We start from the raw sequence: 16,727 nt of genomic DNA, 5'->3' as shown, positions 1-16,727 counted from the left end.
ATCCGGCACCGGTCGCTTACCCGGTCGCAGCTGACGTCTCCGATCGAAGGGCCCCTGGGGGAGCTTGTGCCGTTCCTGACACGCTGGCCGCGCGCCCGCAAGCAGGTCGCCTCCGCGACGGCGCTCGCGCTGCTCGCCGGCATCCCCGTCACGATCGCGCTCCTGCACGACGGCTTCCCCGTCTCCGACGTCGACCTCACCTCGCGGGATGTCTGGGTGACGAACAGCGAGGAGGGCGCGGCCGGCAAGCTCAACCGCCAGATCGAGGAGCTCACGGCGGGCGTGCAGACCGCCTCGCCCGACTTCGACGTGCACCAGGACGGCCGCGACGTATTCCTCCAGGACCGCCAGAACGCGACCCTCGAGCGCATCGACCCGGCGCGCGCGACGCTCATCCAGCGCACCGACATGCCGGCCGACGCGCGCGTCTCGCTCGGGCGCACCACCCTCGTCATCTCGGGCGGCTCCGAGGTCGGGGTCTGGATCACCGACGTCTCGAACGAGCTCAGCCTCGACCCGACCTCGGTCGACCCGATCGCGAAGCTCGGCGAGGGCGGCCTGACGGTCGCCGGCCGGCTCGGCACGGTCGCCGCGACCTCGCCCGCCGAGGGCACCCTCCTCACCTGGGACGGCCCCACCGCGGAGCCGGTCGTCCGCGAGCTCGAGCTGCCCGCCGAGCACGAGCTCACCCTCGTCGGCGACGAGCCGGTCGTGCTCGACACGGAGGCGGACCGCCTCATCTTCGCCGACGGCCGCACCGAGGACCTCGAGGGCGACGCCATCCACCTCCAGCAGCCGGGGGACGCCTCGGAGCAGGTGCTCGTCGCCATGTCGGACGGGCTGCTCCAGGTCCCGCTCGCCGGCGGCGAGGCGACCGCGATCCCCGCCGACATCCCCGCGCAGACCGACCCCGAGCTGGTCTCCCGCCCGGTCGCGCTCGAGGGCTGCCTCCACGGCGCCTGGGCCGACGCGCAGCGCTACCTCTACGCCTGCGAGGACGCCGAGCCGCAGGCGATCACGATCGAGCAGCCGACCGTGGGCACGCCGCTCGAGTTCCGCGTGAACCGGAACGTCATCGCGCTCAACAACCTCATCACGGGCGAGGCCTGGATCATCAACCAGACCCTGCGCCTCGTCGACAACTGGGATGAGATCACGCCCCCCGAGGAGACCGACGAGGAGGAGGGCGAGGAGAAGTCCACGCAGCAGACCTTCGAGGACACCCTCGCGGAGCGCACCGAGGTGAACCGCGACCCGATCGCGCGCGACGACGAGTACGGGGTCCGCCCGGGCCGCACCACGATCCTCCCGGTGCTCGACAACGACACCGACCCCGACGGCGACGTGCTCGTCGTCACGAACTTCTCCGAGATGCCGGAGACGATCGGCCGCCTCGACTACATCGACGGCGGGCGGGCGCTCCAGTTCACGCCCGGCACCGCCGAGTCGGGCGTCGCGAACGTGCGGTACACGGTCGAGGACGGGCGCACGGGCGTCGCCGAGGCGAACATCCGCATCCAGATCGTCCCCGAGACCAAGAACGCCGCCCCCAAGGCGGTGCGCAACGCGACCATCACGGTGGAGGCCGGCCAGAAGGTCGACTACAACGTGCTCGTCGACTGGTTCGACCCCGACGGCGACGACATGTTCCTCGAGTCGGCCGTGCCCGCCTCCGCCGACGACGTCCGCTTCACGCCCGACGGCTTCGTGACCTTCACGCACTCCTCGAGCCAGCCGGGCGAGAAGACGGTCGCCTACGTCATCTCCGACGGGCAGGAGCGCTCGCGCGGCGAGCTCACGGTCGACGTGCAGCCCTCGGGCTCGCTCAACCCGATCGGCACGCCCGACTACGTGGAGATGTTCGCGGGCGACACGCTCACCTTCGAGCCGCTCAAGAACGACCAGAGCCCCTCCGGCCGGCCGCTCGAGCTCACGGGCGTCGACGAGGTGCCGGGCGACCTCACCGTCGAGCCGAACCTCGAGGGCAACAAGATCACCGTCACGGCCGTGAAGCCGGGGCCGTTCTACTTCGAGTACGCGCTCGCCGCGGGCGCGAACTCGAGCAAGGGCCTCGTGCGCGTCGAGGTCCGCGAGAAGGGCGGCGTGCAGTCCGGGCCGGTCGCGGTGAAGGACTCCGCGTTCCTCCGCGCCGGCGAGACGACGACGGTCCGTCCGCTCGTCAACGACGTCTCGCCCGCGAACCTCGTGCTCGGCGTGCAGAGCCTCGACACCTCGATGACCGACGACGCCGTCTCGGTCGAGCTCATCAACAACACCCTCATCCGCGTCTCCTCGAGCAACGCGCTCACCGAGCAGACGCAGTTCACCTACACCGTGAGCGACGGCACCGAGACGGCCGTCGCGGGCGTGACCGTCGTGCCGGTCGCCCCCATCGTGAAGCGGCAGCCGCCGGTCGCGGTCGACGACCGCCGCAAGGTGCGCGCGGGCGACATCGCGAGCGTCGACGTGCTCGACAACGACTTCCACCCCGACCGCGTGCAGATGACGCTCTCGCCCGAGCTCGAGGCCGACGACGACCTCGGCGGCGGCGTCGCGTTCGTCAACGGCGAGCAGGTGCGGTTCCAGGCGCCCGAGGAGCCCGGCGAGTACAGCGCCGTGTACCGCGTCACGGACGACTTCGGCGAGTCCGCGACGGGCAAGGTGACCTTCGCGGTCGTCCCGCGCGACGACGAGAACGTGCCGCCGCTCGCCGAGACCCTCACGGCGCGCACCTTCACCGACTCGCAGGTGCGCATCGACGTGCCGCTCGAGGGCGTCGACCCGGACGGCGACTCGGTCGTGCTCAACGCGATCACGAGCTCCCCCTCGCTCGGCCGCATCGCCGAGGACGGGCCGACGCACTTCGTCTACGAGGCGAACCCGGACGCCACCGGCACCGACACCTTCGAGTACGAGATCGAGGATGCGGGCGGGCTCAAGGCGCGCGGCGAGATCTCCGTGGGCATCATCCCGCGTCCCGACCAGCGGGCGAACCCGCGCGCCCAGGACGACCGGATCGCGATCCGGCCGGGCAAGGTCTCCTCCGTCGAGGTCATGGAGAACGACTCCGACCCGAACGCGTACGAGCTGAGGCTCGAGGAGGAGCTGCTCGAGATCGACACGGGCCTCGTCGCCGAGGTCGAGGGCGCGAAGGTCATCGTCACGGCGCCCGATGAGGAGGGCGTCTTCGCCGTCCGGTACCGGGTGGACAACGGCCACGGCGGCAAGGACGACGCGTTCCTCATGGTCACGGTCGACAAGGATGCGCCGCTCATCCCGCCGACGGCCGACGACTACTACGTGACGCGCGACGAGGTCGACGGCTCGACGCCGATCCCCGTGCGCATCCGGAACCTCGTGAACAACCCGAACGGTCGCGACGCCGACCTCCTCGTCGACGTCACGGGCCCCGGGGCGGGGGGCGCGACGCTCGACCAGGAGAACGGCATCATCTCGGTCGTGCCGGGCGAGACCCGCAAGGCCGTCACGTACACCGTCACCGACCCCGAGGACGAGTCGCTCACGGCCTCCGCCTTCATCGTGACGCCGCCGCAGGAGGAGCCCGAGGAGATCCTGCCGCCGCGGCTCCGAGACGACCTCGAGCGCCAGGTCGTCGACATGAACGGCGAGATCGCGTGGGATCTCGAGGACATCGTCTTCGTGCCCTCCGGCAAGGACGCGAGGATCATCTCCCCGAACCGCGTGCAGGGCACCGCCGGCACCGGCGTCGCGGTGGACGAGAACTCGCTGCGCTTCACCCCGGAGAAGGACTTCCGCGGCCAGGCCGCCATCACCTTCACCGTCACCGACGGGAAGGACGAGAAGGACCCGAACGGGCTGAGCGACGAGCTCACCATGCAGATCACGGTCGGCGACCCCGAGTTCCGCGACCTGCCGCCCGAGTTCACGACCGCCGAGATCCAGATCGAGGCGGGCGAGGGCTCGGAGGAGCTCGACCTCCGCGACGCGACCAGCCACAAGAACCCCGCTGTCGTGAGCCAGGTCAGCTACGGCGGATTCCGCGGCGCGACCGGCGAGATCAAGGGCGGGCTCAACGGCACGACCATCAGCGCCTCCGCCGACTTCGGCGTGCAGCCGGGCGCCTCCGCGACCTTCGAGGTCACGCTGCGCTACCGCGACTTCGAGGTGCCGGGCACGATCAACGTGCAGGTCGTCGCCTCGACGCGGCCGCTCGCGCAGCCGGTCGAGGAGGAGATCAAGGCGCAGCGCTCCCGCCCGATCAGCCACAACGTCCTGGCGAGCGCGTACAACCCCTTCCGCGATCAGGGGCAGCCCCTCCGCCTCGTCGCCGCGAGCGTCGAGAACGCGGGCGAGAGCGCGGCCGGCCTCGACTGGAAGCCCGACGGCGGCGTCACGGTCTCGCCGGGCCCGCAGTTCATCGGCGTCGTCTCGGTCGTCTACACGGTCGAGGATGCGACGAAGGACCCGAACCGGCACGTCCAGGGCCGCCTCCTCGTCAACGTCCGCGACGTGCCCGACGCGCCCCCCGCTCCCGACATCGTGAGCGAGGAGGATCGCGCGATCGTCATCAGCTGGCAGACGCCCGCGACGAACGGCGAGCCGATCCTCGACTACACGATCCGCTGGACCGGCGGCGGCTCGATGACGGTCGGCCCCAACACCTCGCAGCAGCGCATCAGCGGGCTGACGAACGGCACCAACTACCGCTTCACGGTGACGGCGCGCAACGTGCTCGGCAACGGCACGGCCTCGCCGGAGAGCGCCAACGGCAACCCCTATGGCGTGCCCGCGGCGCCGCCCTCGGCCTCCATCGGCGCGCCCGCGCGCGACGGCTCCGGCCGCATGACCGTGCAGTGGGGTGCCGCGAACGGCAACGGCCGGCCCGTCGACACGTACACGCTGACCTGGAACAACGGGCAGACGCAGAACGTCGCCGGCACCCAGACGAGCGTGACGGTCCAGCGGCAGGTGGGCACGGCGCACAGCGTGCGGGTCCAGGCTCGGACGGTCGGCGGCACCAGCGGCTACAGCCCCACCTCGAACGCCGTGACGCCGGTGCCCGGCACCCCGTCGAACCCGACCGCCTCCACCAACGGCGTCGGCAACAACAACATCACCATGACCTGGGGCGGCGCGACCGCGAACGGCGCCGGCGGCGTCCAGTACCAGGCCAACTGGGGTGCGGGATGGCAGAACCGGAACTCCGGCTCGCAGTACCAGGCCCCGTTCGGCCAGCCGACGAACTTCCAGGTGCGCGCCGTGGTCAACGGCGTGACGGGCGACCCGGTCACCTCGAACACGGTCACCCCCGAGAACCGGACGCCGAGCGCCCGGATCGCGAAGGGGCCGTCGCGGAGCTGCGGCTCGGGCGGGTCCGGCTGCGCCGAGGTGCGCATCGTCGTGACCGACTGGCAGCCGGGCAGCTACGCCGCCCGGTCCTGGGTGACCGGCGACTCGCCGAGCGCGGCGTCGACCCTCAACGTCGGCGCGGACGGCAGCGGTCGCGTGCAGATCGCGCTGCGGCACTACGGCATCCGGCAGTCCAACGAGACCATCTCGGTGAGCCTGGACGGCAACACCGTGGCGTCCATCTCCGGTCGACCCGACTGGAACAACCTCCCCTTCAACTCCTGGTGATGAGCGCGACGCGCTGACACCGGACCGTCACCGAGAACGAAAGAGAGCACCCGTGCCCGTCACGCAGGAGCAGGCGACCTGGTTCGCCGACGCCTTCGAGAAGCTCGTCGAGAACGTCGACAAGGCGATCCTCGGCAAGAAGGACCAGATCCGACTCGTGCTCGTCGCGATGCTCTCGAACGGCCACGTGCTGCTCGAGGACTACCCGGGCACCGGCAAGACGGTCCTCGCGAAGTCGATCGCGAACACGCTCGACGGCACCAACTCGCGCATCCAGTTCACGCCCGACCTGCTGCCCTCGGACGTCACGGGCGTCACGATCTTCGACCAGTCGAAGGGCGTGTTCGAGTTCCACCCGGGGCCGATCTTCGCGAACGTCGTCCTCGCGGACGAGATCAACCGGGCGAGCCCGAAGACGCAGTCGGCGCTCCTCGAGGTCATGGAGGAGGGCGTCGTCACGGTCGACGGCGTCGGCCACAAGGTCGGCAGCCCCTTCGTCGTCATCGCGACGCAGAACCCGGTCGAGCAGGCGGGCACCTACAAGCTTCCCGAGGCGCAGCTCGACCGCTTCCTCATCAAGACCTCGCTCGGCTACCCCGACGACGCGACGAGCGTGACGCTCCTCATGGACGCCTCGAACCGCGCCCGCGCCTCGCGGATCTCGCCCATCATCGCCGCCGACTCGGTCGCGAGCATGGCCGAGCTCGCCGCCGACGCCTTCGTCGACCAGTCCGTCATGGAGTACCTCAACACGATCGTCTCGGGCACCCGCGCGCACGCCGACATCGTGCTCGGGGCGTCCATGCGCGGCTCCCTCGCGCTCGCCCGCGCCGCGAAGACCATGGCGCTCTCGAAGGGCCGCACCTACGTGACGCCCGACGACATCCGCGAGCTCGCCGTCCCGGTGCTCGCGCACCGCCTCATCGTCGACCCCGAGGCCGAGTTCCAGGGCGCGAAGGCGGAGGACATCGTCACCTCGATCGTCATCGGGATCGAGCCGCCCAGCTACCGCGCCGCATGATCGCGCGGCTCACGGCGCTCTGGAACCGGGCGCGACCCGGCATCCTGCGCGTCCTCGTGAGCCTGCGCGAGCTCCTCGCCCCGCTCGGGAAGACGATCTGGCGGGGGCTCCGCGTGCTCGCCTACCTCGTGCTCGCCGGGTGGCGCATCGTGCAGCCCGTGCTCGCGGTCGTCAGCGGCATCGGCTGGCTCGTGCTCGTCGCGGGCACCGCCTCCCTCGTCGCGGGGCTCGTGCTCGGCTGGCAGGAGCTCGTCTTCCTCGGCGCGACGCTCGTCGGTGGACTCCTCGTCGCGGCGATCTTCATCATCGGCCGGGCCTCCTTCCGCGTCGGCATCGAGCTCACGCCGCGCCGCGTCACGGCGGGGGAGCGCGCGCTCGGCCGCTTCACCGTGCAGAGCACCGCGCCGCGCCGCACGGCCCCGAGCCGCTTCGAGCTGCCCGTCGGGCAGGGGCTCGCCGAGTTCATCGTGCCGCCGCTCGAGCCGGAGGCGGAGCACGAGGAGCTCTTCGCCGTCCCGACCCAGCGCCGCGCCGTCATCGTCGCGGGCCCCGCGGTCTCCGTGCGCGGCGACCAGCTCGGGCTCTTCCGGCGCACCGTGCGCTGGTCGGACCCCGTCGAGCTCTTCGTGCACCCGCAGATCGCGCGCCTCGAGCCGAGCGCGGCCGGGCTCGTGCGGGACATCGAGGGCGCGGTCTCGAAGACCGTCACGAACGACGACATCTCCTTCCACGCGCTGCGCTCCTACGAGCCCGGCGACGCGCTCCGCTCCGTGCACTGGCGGACCTCCGCCCGCACGGGCCAGCTCATGGTGAAGCAGTTCGAGGAGACCCGCCGCTCGCAGGTCGTGCTGCTCTTCTCGACCGACCGCCGCCACTACGCCGACGAGGCCGAGTTCGAGCTCGCCGTCTCCGTGCTCGCCTCGCTCGGCATCCGCATCATCGGCGACTCGACGCCCGCCGACGTCATCGCGGAGGACCTGTCGCTCCGCGTCCACACCCCGACGACGCTCCTCGACGACACCTGCCGCCTCGAGCTCGGCTCGAGCCGGCACGGGAGCCTGCGCGAGTACGCGCGCGACGCCACCCGCCGCCTCCCGCGGCCGAGCCTCGCGATGGTCGTCGGCGGATCCGGCATCACGAGCCGCGACCTGCGCGGCGTCGAGCAGTTCTTCGGCCCCGACACCCAGACCGTCGGATTCCGGGCGGAGCTCGGGCAGCCGGCCCGCCTCAACTACGTGAAGGCGCTCCGCATCGTCACGCTCGGGCAGCTCTCCGACCTGCCCCGCCTCATCCGGAGGATCCTGTGAGCACCGCGACCGCACCCGCCGCCGAGCAGACCGCCGCCGGCACCCCCGGCGCGCCGGGCGCGCCCGGCACCCGCTCCGGCGGATCCGAGGAGGCGCGCGCCGTCTTCCGCTCCGCGCGGGCCTGGGTCGACATCGCCGTCGTGCTCGTGCTCGCGGTGCTCGGCATGATCGGCCTCGGCACCGCCTTCGAGGAGGCGACCTACTTCATCGTCGGGATGGGCGGCCTCCTCGTCGGCGCCGCCGTCGCGATCCTCTCCGCCCGGCTCGGCTTCGGGGTGCCGCTGACCGCCGCCGTCGCGATCCTCGCCTACTACCTCCTCGGCACGCCGATCGCGCTGCCCGCGGAGGGCATCGCGTTCGTGCTGCCCTCGGTCGACTCGCTCTCCGACCTCACGGTCGGTCCCGTCTTCGGCTGGGCCGACATCCTCACCCTCCGCCCGCCCGTCGAGCTGCCGGCCTACGTCTACGCCGTCCCGTACGTCTCGGGCTGGCTCGTCGCCGTCATGTCGATCACGCTCGTCGTGCGCTGGCGCCCCAGCCGGCGGACCGCCGCCATCCGCGCCGCGCTCGTGCTCGTGTGGCCCATCGCGCTCTACATCACGGGCGTGCTGCTCGGCACCGACGAGCCCGTCTTCGCGGCGGCGCGCGGCATCGGCTTCGGCGTCATCGCGCTCGTCTGGCTCGGCTGGAACCGCCGCGAGCACGCGCGGATCGCGCTCGCCGCGCCGACGACGGTCGTGCGCCGCAAGATCCTCGGCACGGTCGCGGTCGTCGCGGCCGCGGCCGTCATCGGGGCCGGCGGCGGCATCCTCCTCACCCCGCCGGCCGAGAACCGCTTCGTGCTCCGCGAGGAGATCCAGCCGCCCTTCGACCCGCTCGACTACCCGAGCCCGCTCGCCGGGTTCCGCAAGTACACGCGCGACCCCGACACCCCGGTGATGCAGGTGGACGGCCTCCAGCCGGGCGAGCGGCTCCGGATCGCGGCCATGGACACCTACGACGGCGTGCTCTGGGGCGTCGCCGGCTCCGAGCAGGCGCTCGAGGGCTCCGGCTCCTTCCAGCTCATCGGGTCGCGCTTCCCGCGCCCCGACGCGGTCGGCGAGGAGACGCAGGCCGAGCTGCGCATCGAGATCCTCGAGGGCTATCAGGACGTGTGGGTGCCGGAGGTCGGCACGACCAGCGCCCTCGACTTCGTGGCCGGCGACCCCTCGCGCGAGGACCTCCGCTACAACGCCGCGACCGGCACGACCGTCCTCACGACCGGCCTCGAGCCGGGAGATGCCTACACCCTGCGGGGCGGCGTCGCCGTCGAGCCCGAGGACAGCGAGCTCCAGGAGGTCCCCACGGCGGCCTTCGCGCCCGCCTCCGTCATCAACAACCCGGACCCCGTCGTCGCCCTCGCCGGCGACCTCACGGCGGGCGAGGAGACGCCGATCGCGAAGCTGCGCGCCATGCAGCAGTACCTCACCGCGAACGGGTACTACAGCCGCGGGCAGGGCGCCGGGCAGTCCCCCTCGCGCGCCGGCCACGCCGCCGACCGCATGAACGAGATGCTCCAGACCTCCGCCATGGTCGGCGACGAGGAGCAGTACGCCTCGCTGTTCGCGCTCATGTCGCGGAGCCTCAACTACCCGACGCGGGTCGTGCTCGGCTTCGCCCCCGAGATCGAGGAGGGCGAGACCGGCCCCGTCCAGGTCACGGGCGACGACGTCAGCGCCTGGGTCGAGGTCGCCTTCGAGGGGGTCGGCTGGGTGCCGTTCTTCCCCACCCCCGACCGCATCGACCCGCCGACCGACACCGTCCCGAAGCCCAAGACGGAGCCGCAGCCGCAGGTCCGCCAGCCGCCGCGCACCGACACCGAGCAGGACGACCTCGTCTCCGCCGTCGACATCGACGAGGGCGACGAGGAGGACGACGACCTCTTCGGCATCCCCGGCTGGGTCTGGATCGTCGCCGGCGCCATCCTCATCCCGCTCGCCATCGTCTTCGTGCCGCTGCTCGTCATCGGCGCGATCAAGGCGCGCCGCATGCGCCGTCGACGCGAGGCCGCGACCGGGGATGCGGCCGCCGCGGGCGCGTGGGACGAGCTGGCCGACCGCTACAACGAGCTCGGCTACGAGCTCCCCGAGCGCTCGACGCGCGGGATGGTCGCCGCCTACCTGCGCCCGCAGCTGCCGGACGGGCAGGACGTCGCCCCCGTCGCGACGCGCGCGGATGCCGCCGTGTTCTCGGGCCGGGAGATCCCGCCGGAGGAGGTCGAGGCGCTCTGGACGGACGCCATGACCCGGCTCGACGAGACCGAGTCCGCGCTGCCCGGCGGCCGCCGCATCGTGAGCCGCTACCGGCTCAGCTCCGTGCGGAGCTGGGGGTCGCGTCTCGCGCAGCGGGCGGACCGCGAGCTGCGCCGCCGGGGGACCCCCGCCGGGGCGGCTGCCGCGCCGGCGCCCGCCCGACCCGATCCGCTCGTCGCCGCGGCGGCACCGGCGGGTGTCGGCGACGCCGAGGAGGCGACGATCATCCGCCCGGGCGAGGGCAGCCGGTAGGCTCGCGTCACCCGGAGCCATCCGGGAGACCCGGAGGGAGCGCTCGTGGCGGACGATCAGAACCCGTTCCTCATCGGCGCGCCCCCGGGGTTCCAGCCCCGTCGCGAGCCGGAGGCGCCGACCGAGTCCGAGACGCGGCGGGTGCCCGCGCGACGCGCACCCGAGACGACCGGACCCGCGCCCGTCTTCACCCCGGCGCCGACCCCGCTCGGCGGCGTGCCGCTCAAGGCGGAGGAGCCGGCTGCGCCCGTCACCGCCGACAACCCGCAGATCGTGATCCGCGGGTGGCGGCTCTCGCCGCAGGGCGGGCGGCACATCGACGTCGACACGGCCGTCGTGCTCGGCCGCCGGCCGACCGCGCCCGCCGAGCGCCCCGGCGCCCGCGCCGTCCCGCTGGAGGACGAGAGCAAGACCGTCTCGAAGACCCACGCGCTCGTCGAGCCCGCCGGCGACGGCCTCCGCATCGTCGACCTCGGCTCCACCAACGGCGTCAAGCTCGCCCGCGGCGGCGAGGCCGAGCGCATCGTGCCGCCCGGGCTCGCCGTCGAGCTCGAGGCGGGCGACATCGTGCACCTCGGCGACCTCCGCATCGCGGTCGCCCGCGCGTAGCCGCCCCGGCGCGCCGCTCGACCGGCCGCGGTCGTCGAGGACGAGCGTCAGCCGTGCCCGCATCCGCGCTGTTAGAATCGGCAGATGCTCGACCGGCACCTCCTCCTTCCTCGCCGCGACGAGGCCTGACCACGGCCCCCCTCGTCGCGGAGTCAGCGTCGCCCGCCACGGGAACCCGGCCGACCGAGACGTCGAAGGAATCAGCAGCATGAGCACGAAGGACAGCGGGGCCGAGCGTCCCAGGACCCTGGCCGAGAAGGTCTGGGCCGACCACCTCGTCAAGCAGGGCGAGGACGGCGAGCCGGATCTCATCTACATCGACCTCCACCTCGTCCACGAGGTGACGAGCCCGCAGGCCTTCGACGGCCTCCGGATGGCGGGCCGTCCGCTCCGCCGGGTCGACCTCACGATCGCCACCGAGGACCACAACACCCCGACGCTCGCGATCGACCGGCCCATCGCCGACCTCACGAGCCGCACCCAGATCGAGACCCTCCGCCGCAACGCCGAGGAGTTCGGGGTCCGCATCCACTCGCTCGGCGACGTCGAGCAGGGCATCGTCCACGTCGTCGGCCCGCAGCTCGGCCTCACGATGCCGGGCATCACCGTCGTGTGCGGCGACTCGCACACCTCCACGCACGGCGCCTTCGGGGCGATGGCCTTCGGCATCGGCACGAGCGAGGTCGAGCACGTGATGGCGACGCAGACCCTGCCGCTCAAGCCCTTCAAGACGATGGCGATCACGGTCGAGGGGGAGCTGCGCCCCGGCGTCACCGCGAAGGACATCATCCTCGCGGTCATCGCGAAGATCGGCACGGGAGGCGGCCAGGGCTACGTGCTCGAGTACCGCGGCTCCGCGATCCGCGCGCTCTCCATGGAGGGCCGCATGACGATCTGCAACATGTCGATCGAGGCGGGCGCCCGCGCCGGCATGGTCGCCCCCGACCAGACCACCTACGACTACCTCGAGGGCCGCCCGCACGCGCCGACCGGGGCCGACTGGGATGAGGCGGTCGCCTACTGGGAGACGCTCGCGAGCGACGACGACGCCGTCTTCGACGCCGAGGTGTTCCTCGACGCCGACGAGCTGGAGCCCTTCGTCACCTGGGGCACGAACCCGGGGCAGGGCGTGTCGCTCTCGCAGGCGGTGCCGGATCCGGCATCCATCGTCGACCCGAACGAGCGCGCCGCCGCGGAGCGCGCGCTCGAGTACATGGACCTCGCCGCGGGCACCCCGATGAAGGAGATCCCGGTCGACGCGGTCTTCATGGGCTCCTGCACGAACAGCCGCATCGAGGACCTGCGCGCCTTCGCCGCCATCATCGAGGGGCAGCAGAAGGCGGATGGCGTGCGCGTCATGGTCGTGCCGGGCTCGGCCCGGGTGCGCATCGAGGCGGAGGCCGAGGGCATCGACAAGATCGTCGAGGCCTTCGGCGCGGAGTGGCGCTTCGCCGGCTGCTCCATGTGCCTCGGCATGAATCCCGACCAGCTCGCCCCCGGCGAGCGCTGCGCCTCCACCTCGAACCGCAACTTCGAGGGCCGCCAGGGCAAGGGCGGGCGCACCCACCTCGTGTCGCCGGTCGTCGCCGCGGCGACCGCGATCCGCGGCACCCTGTCGAGCCCCGCGGATCTCGCGGCCCGGACCGAGGAGGCGATGGCCTGATGGAGAAGGTCACCGCGATCACCGGCGTCGCCGTGCCGATGCGGCGCAGCAACGTCGACACCGACCAGATCATCCCGGCGCAGTTCCTCAAGCGCGTCACGAAGACGGGCTTCGACGACGCCCTCTTCCACGGCTGGCGGCAGGACCCCGGGTTCATCCTCAACCAGCCCGCGTACGCCGGCGCCCGCGTCCTCCTCGCAGGCCCCGACTTCGGCACCGGCTCGAGCCGCGAGCACGCCGTCTGGGCGCTGCGCGACTACGGGTTCCGCGCGGTCATCTCGCCGCGGTTCGGCGACATCTTCCGCGGCAACTCCGGCAAGCAGGGGCTCCTCGCGGGCACCGTCTCGGAGTCCGAGATCGAGCAGCTGTGGGCGGCCGTCGAGGCGCAGCCGGGCACGCACGCGACCGTCGACCTCGAGACGCGGACCGTGTCGGCCGGCGGCCTCCGGTTCCCCTTCGAGATCGACGATTACACTCGGTGGCGACTGCTCGAAGGGCTGGACGACATCGCGCTCACCCTCCGCGACGAGGATGCGATCACCGCATTCGAGGCGCGTCGGGCGGCATGGCGACCCAGGACCCTCCCGGTCCCGCAGGGTCAGTGAGGCATTGGTGGACATGGCGGATTCAGCGAGCTCGCTCACGAAGGACGCATCGAAGGCCGGCGAGCGCGTCGGCCTGAAGTCGGACAAGATCACGATCCACGGCGGCAAGCCGCTGCGCGGCACGGTCGACGTCCGCGGCGCGAAGAACCTCGTCACGAAGGCGATGGTCGCGGCGCTCCTCGGCGAGTCGCCGAGCGTGCTCCAGGGCGTGCCGATGATCAGCGACGTGAAGATCGTCCGCGACATGCTCGGCGTCTACGGCGTCCGCGTGTCGAGCCCCGACGACGGCGTGCTCGTGCTCGACCCGACGAACGTCGAGCGGGCCCACTTCACCGAGATCGACGCCCTCGCGGGCGCCAGCCGCATCCCCATCCTGTTCTGCGGGCCGCTGCTGCACCGCCTCGGCGAGGCCCTCATCCCCGACCTCGGCGGCTGCCGCATCGGCGACCGCCCGATCGACTTCCACATGGATGCGCTCCGGGCCTTCGGCGCGATCGTCGACAAGAGCTACGAGGGCATCCGCATCACCGCGCCCGACGGTCTCAAGGGCGCGAACATCGAGCTCCCGTACCCGAGCGTCGGCGCGACCGAGCAGGTGCTGCTCACCGCGGTCCGCGCGGAGGGCGTCACCGAGCTCAAGAACGCGGCCATCGAGCCCGAGATCATGGATCTCATCGCGGTGCTCCAGAAGATGGGCGCCATCATCTGGCTCGAGCCGAACCGCACCATCTTCATCGAGGGCGTCGAGCACCTCGAGGGCTACACGCACCGCGCCATCTTCGACCGCAACGAGGCCGCCTCGTGGGCGTCCGCGGCGCTCGCGACCGGCGGCGACATCGTCGTGAAGGGCGCGCGGCAGCCCGAGCTCATGACCTTCCTCAACGTGTTCCGGAAGGTCGGCGGGAAGTTCGACGTCCAGGAGGACGGCATCCGCTTCTGGCACCCGGGCGGGCCGCTCTCGCCCGTGCAGGTGGAGACGGATGTGCACCCCGGCTTCATGACGGACTGGCAGCAGCCGCTCATCGTCGCGCTGTCGCAGGCGGAGGGCGTGTCGGTCGTGCACGAGACCGTGTACGAGAACCGCCTCGGCTTCACGAGCGCGCTCAACGAGATGGGCGCCGACATCGTCGTGCACCAGGACGGCCTCGAGTCGGTGACCCGACGCGTGCCGCGCCGCAAGCTGGAGCAGGCCGCCGTCATCACGGGCCCCTCGAAGCTGCACGGGGCCGACGTGCACGTGCCCGACCTCCGCGGCGGCTTCAGCTACCTCATCGCGGCGCTCGCCGCCGAGGGGACCTCCACCGTGTCGAACCTCGGCATCATCAGCCGCGGCTACGAGGGCTTCGTCGAGAAGCTCGAGGGGCTCGGCGCCGACTTCGAGTTCGCGGGCTGAGCGCGGCTCGCGAGCCGGAGCGGCATCCCGTGGCCCCTGCGACGACGAAGACGACCTCCGAGAAGACCGCCCCCTGGCGGGTGCTCGCCGTCTTCGCGATCCCGATCATCGCCTCGTGGGTGAAGGTGACCTACCACCACCGCGAGCGGGTGCCGGCGACGGGGGCGTTCATCCTCGCGCCCAACCACTTCACGAACATCGATCCGATCGTGGTCGGCTACGCGCTGTTCCGGCTGGGACGGGTGCCGCGGTTCCTCGCGAAGGCCTCGCTGTTCCGCATCCCCGTGGTCGGCGGCTTCCTGCGCGGGCTCGGCCAGATCCCCGTCGAGCGCTCGGGCCGCGGCGCGAACCCGCTCGCGGCGGCCGCCGCGCTCGCCGAGCGGGGGCAGTCGGTCATCATCTACCCGGAGGGCACGCTGACGCGCGAGCCGGACCTCTGGCCGATGCGCGGCAAGTCGGGCGCGGTGCGCGCCGCCCTCGAGCGCGGCGTGCCGATCATCCCGGCCGCCCACTGGGGCACGCAGCAGCTCATGGGGCGCTACTCCTCGAGGTTCCGGCCGTTCCCGCGCAAGCACATCGACCTCGCCTTCGGCGAGCCCGTCGACCTCGCGGCGTGGTCGGGTCGGCCGCTCAGCTCGGAGGAGCTCGCCGCCGCGACCGAGCACGTCATGGATGCGATCACGGCGCTCCTCGAGGAGCTCCGCGGCGAGCGGGCGCCGGCGGAGCGCTGGGATCCGGCGCAGCACGGCCAGACGGAATTCGGCCGCCCGTAGGCCGCGGCGCCCCGCGCCCGGCGCCCCGCGCCCCGCCCGCTCCCGCCGCGCCTTCGACCTCGTGAGGGGTCCCATATGACGGGTTCCGGCCTCCCGAGCCGGTCATATGGGACCCCTCACGGGCCTGTCGGCACGTGCGGGTCGATCTCCGCTTCTCGGGACGTCCCCGAGGGACGGAATCCTCGGGTCGGCTGCCGCATCCGGTTCGAGGGCTCGAGGGGTCCCATATGACGGGTTCCGGCCTCCCGAACCGGTCATATGGGACCCCTCACGGGCGTGTCGGGGCGAGTGGCGTCGCGGCGTGCAGGCGGCGGGGACGGGATCCGCGACCGCTCGGGGTGCATCAGGAGGCGGAGGCGGGCGACGCGGGCGGCGCGACGGACGGCACGGCGGGATGCGGCGGCGCAACCGAGGCGAGCATCGAGCGCGCGAGGGCGGTCGCGCCGACGACCGCGACCGGCATCATCACGACCGCCCCGCCCGGCACGAGGAAGCAGAGCTGCGTCATGACGCCGAAGCCGAGCTCGCGCGCACGGTTCCCGCGCAGCAGGGCTCGACGCCCGGATGCCGTGATCCCGCGCGCCTCGAAGGAGCGGCCCGTGAGCTCCCGGGCGAGCACGTGCCCGTTGAGGAGGGCGCCGACGACCGGCGAGGCGAGCTGCCCGATGACCGGCACCAGGCCGATCGCGAAGACGAGGAGGCCGACCCCGATGCCGCGCAGGATCAGCAGCACCGCATCCCCGGCCGAGCGCCAGAAGCCGAGCGGCGCCTCCGAGAAGCCGCCCGCATCCTGCTCCGCGGCGCGCCAGATGCGCGCGTAGACGGGCTCGCCGACGACGAGCGTCACCGCGGTGAAGGAGGCGACGCCGAGGGCGATCGCGCCGATCAGGAGCGCCGCGCCGAGGAGGATGCGGACGAGGCTCGCCGCCCCCGCACCCCAGTCGTCGGCGAAGGGCGTCATCCATGCCGTGATCCCCTCGATGTTGAGGGCGAGCACCACGACGAGCGCGCCGAGCAGCGTGAACACGAGGAGCGCCGGCACCGCGCCCAGCAGCATGAGCCCGGGATGCCGCGACCACATCCCGAGCCCCCTCCAGAGCAGGCCGGCGCCCGCGAGCAGCTCGCGGAGCATCGATGGGCGGTTCCGGCGGGTCACGCCTCCACGCTAGAGCCCCCATCGGGGAGAATGGCCCG

At 72.4% G+C, this 16,727-nt stretch carries 10 protein-coding genes; 9 read left to right on the top strand and 1 reads right to left on the bottom strand.

Features of this window, described 5'->3' with window-relative positions; translation table 11 throughout:
* Nucleotides 1-66 precede the first annotated feature (66 nt).
* From OF852_RS06550 to OF852_RS06510, 9 genes are all read left to right on the top strand, one after another.
* Nucleotides 67-5,619 (top strand): Ig-like domain-containing protein, encoded by a 5,553-nt coding sequence (locus OF852_RS06550; protein ID WP_271120994.1) that lies wholly within the window; start codon nt 67-69, stop codon nt 5,617-5,619.
* A gap of 52 nt (nt 5,620-5,671) precedes the next feature.
* Entirely contained in the window at nt 5,672-6,640 is a 969-nt protein-coding gene (locus tag OF852_RS06545; RefSeq protein ID WP_271120993.1) for an AAA family ATPase, read from the top strand.
* Nucleotides 6,637-7,947 (top strand): DUF58 domain-containing protein, encoded by a 1,311-nt coding sequence (locus OF852_RS06540; RefSeq protein ID WP_271120992.1) that lies wholly within the window; start codon nt 6,637-6,639, stop codon nt 7,945-7,947. The genes OF852_RS06545 and OF852_RS06540 overlap by 4 nt, the downstream gene beginning before the upstream one ends.
* A complete protein-coding gene (locus OF852_RS06535) occupies nt 7,944-10,490 on the top strand; it encodes a transglutaminase-like domain-containing protein (protein ID WP_271120991.1) in 2,547 nt (848 codons plus the stop codon). The genes OF852_RS06540 and OF852_RS06535 overlap by 4 nt, the downstream gene beginning before the upstream one ends.
* 45 nt (nt 10,491-10,535) lie before the next feature.
* A complete protein-coding gene (locus OF852_RS06530) occupies nt 10,536-11,099 on the top strand; it encodes an FHA domain-containing protein (protein WP_271120990.1) in 564 nt (187 codons plus the stop codon).
* Nucleotides 11,100-11,307: 208 nt separating this feature from the next.
* On the top strand, nt 11,308-12,762 hold the full coding sequence (leuC, locus tag OF852_RS06525) for a 3-isopropylmalate dehydratase large subunit (protein WP_271120989.1): 1,455 nt from the start codon (nt 11,308-11,310) through the stop codon (nt 12,760-12,762).
* Nucleotides 12,762-13,367: a 3-isopropylmalate dehydratase small subunit gene (gene leuD, locus OF852_RS06520; protein ID WP_271120988.1), complete on the top strand. Its 606-nt coding sequence runs from the start codon at nt 12,762-12,764 to the stop codon at nt 13,365-13,367. The genes leuC and leuD overlap by 1 nt, the downstream gene beginning before the upstream one ends.
* A gap of 13 nt (nt 13,368-13,380) precedes the next feature.
* Complete coding sequence (gene murA / locus OF852_RS06515) at nt 13,381-14,760, top strand: UDP-N-acetylglucosamine 1-carboxyvinyltransferase (protein WP_271120987.1); 1,380 nt, start codon at nt 13,381-13,383, stop codon at nt 14,758-14,760.
* A gap of 29 nt (nt 14,761-14,789) precedes the next feature.
* The gene (locus OF852_RS06510) at nt 14,790-15,533 is read left to right on the top strand and encodes a lysophospholipid acyltransferase family protein (protein WP_271120986.1); all 744 of its coding nucleotides are present in this window, start codon (nt 14,790-14,792) and stop codon (nt 15,531-15,533) included.
* Nucleotides 15,534-15,876: 343 nt separating this feature from the next.
* Here the strand turns inward: OF852_RS06510 and OF852_RS06505 are convergent, their stop codons facing one another.
* Complete coding sequence (locus OF852_RS06505; protein ID WP_271120985.1) at nt 15,877-16,689, bottom strand: EI24 domain-containing protein; 813 nt, start codon at nt 16,687-16,689, stop codon at nt 15,877-15,879.
* Nucleotides 16,690-16,727: the final 38 nt, after the last annotated feature.

Origin of the sequence: Homoserinibacter sp. YIM 151385, assembly GCF_027912415.1 — a bacterium.
Classification (GTDB): domain Bacteria; phylum Actinomycetota; class Actinomycetes; order Actinomycetales; family Microbacteriaceae; genus Schumannella.
The sequence above is the reverse complement of the archived record's forward strand: the minus strand, read 5'-3'. Positions and strand labels throughout refer to the sequence as shown.

Coding starts and splice junctions, on each gene's coding strand:
- OF852_RS06540 (WP_271120992.1), top strand. CDS start 6,637: ATGATCGCGCGGCTCACGGCGCTCTGGAACCGGGCGCGACCCGGCATC.
- leuC (WP_271120989.1), top strand. CDS start 11,308: ATGAGCACGAAGGACAGCGGGGCCGAGCGTCCCAGGACCCTGGCCGAG.
- leuD (WP_271120988.1), top strand. CDS start 12,762: ATGGAGAAGGTCACCGCGATCACCGGCGTCGCCGTGCCGATGCGGCGC.
- murA (WP_271120987.1), top strand. CDS start 13,381: ATGGCGGATTCAGCGAGCTCGCTCACGAAGGACGCATCGAAGGCCGGC.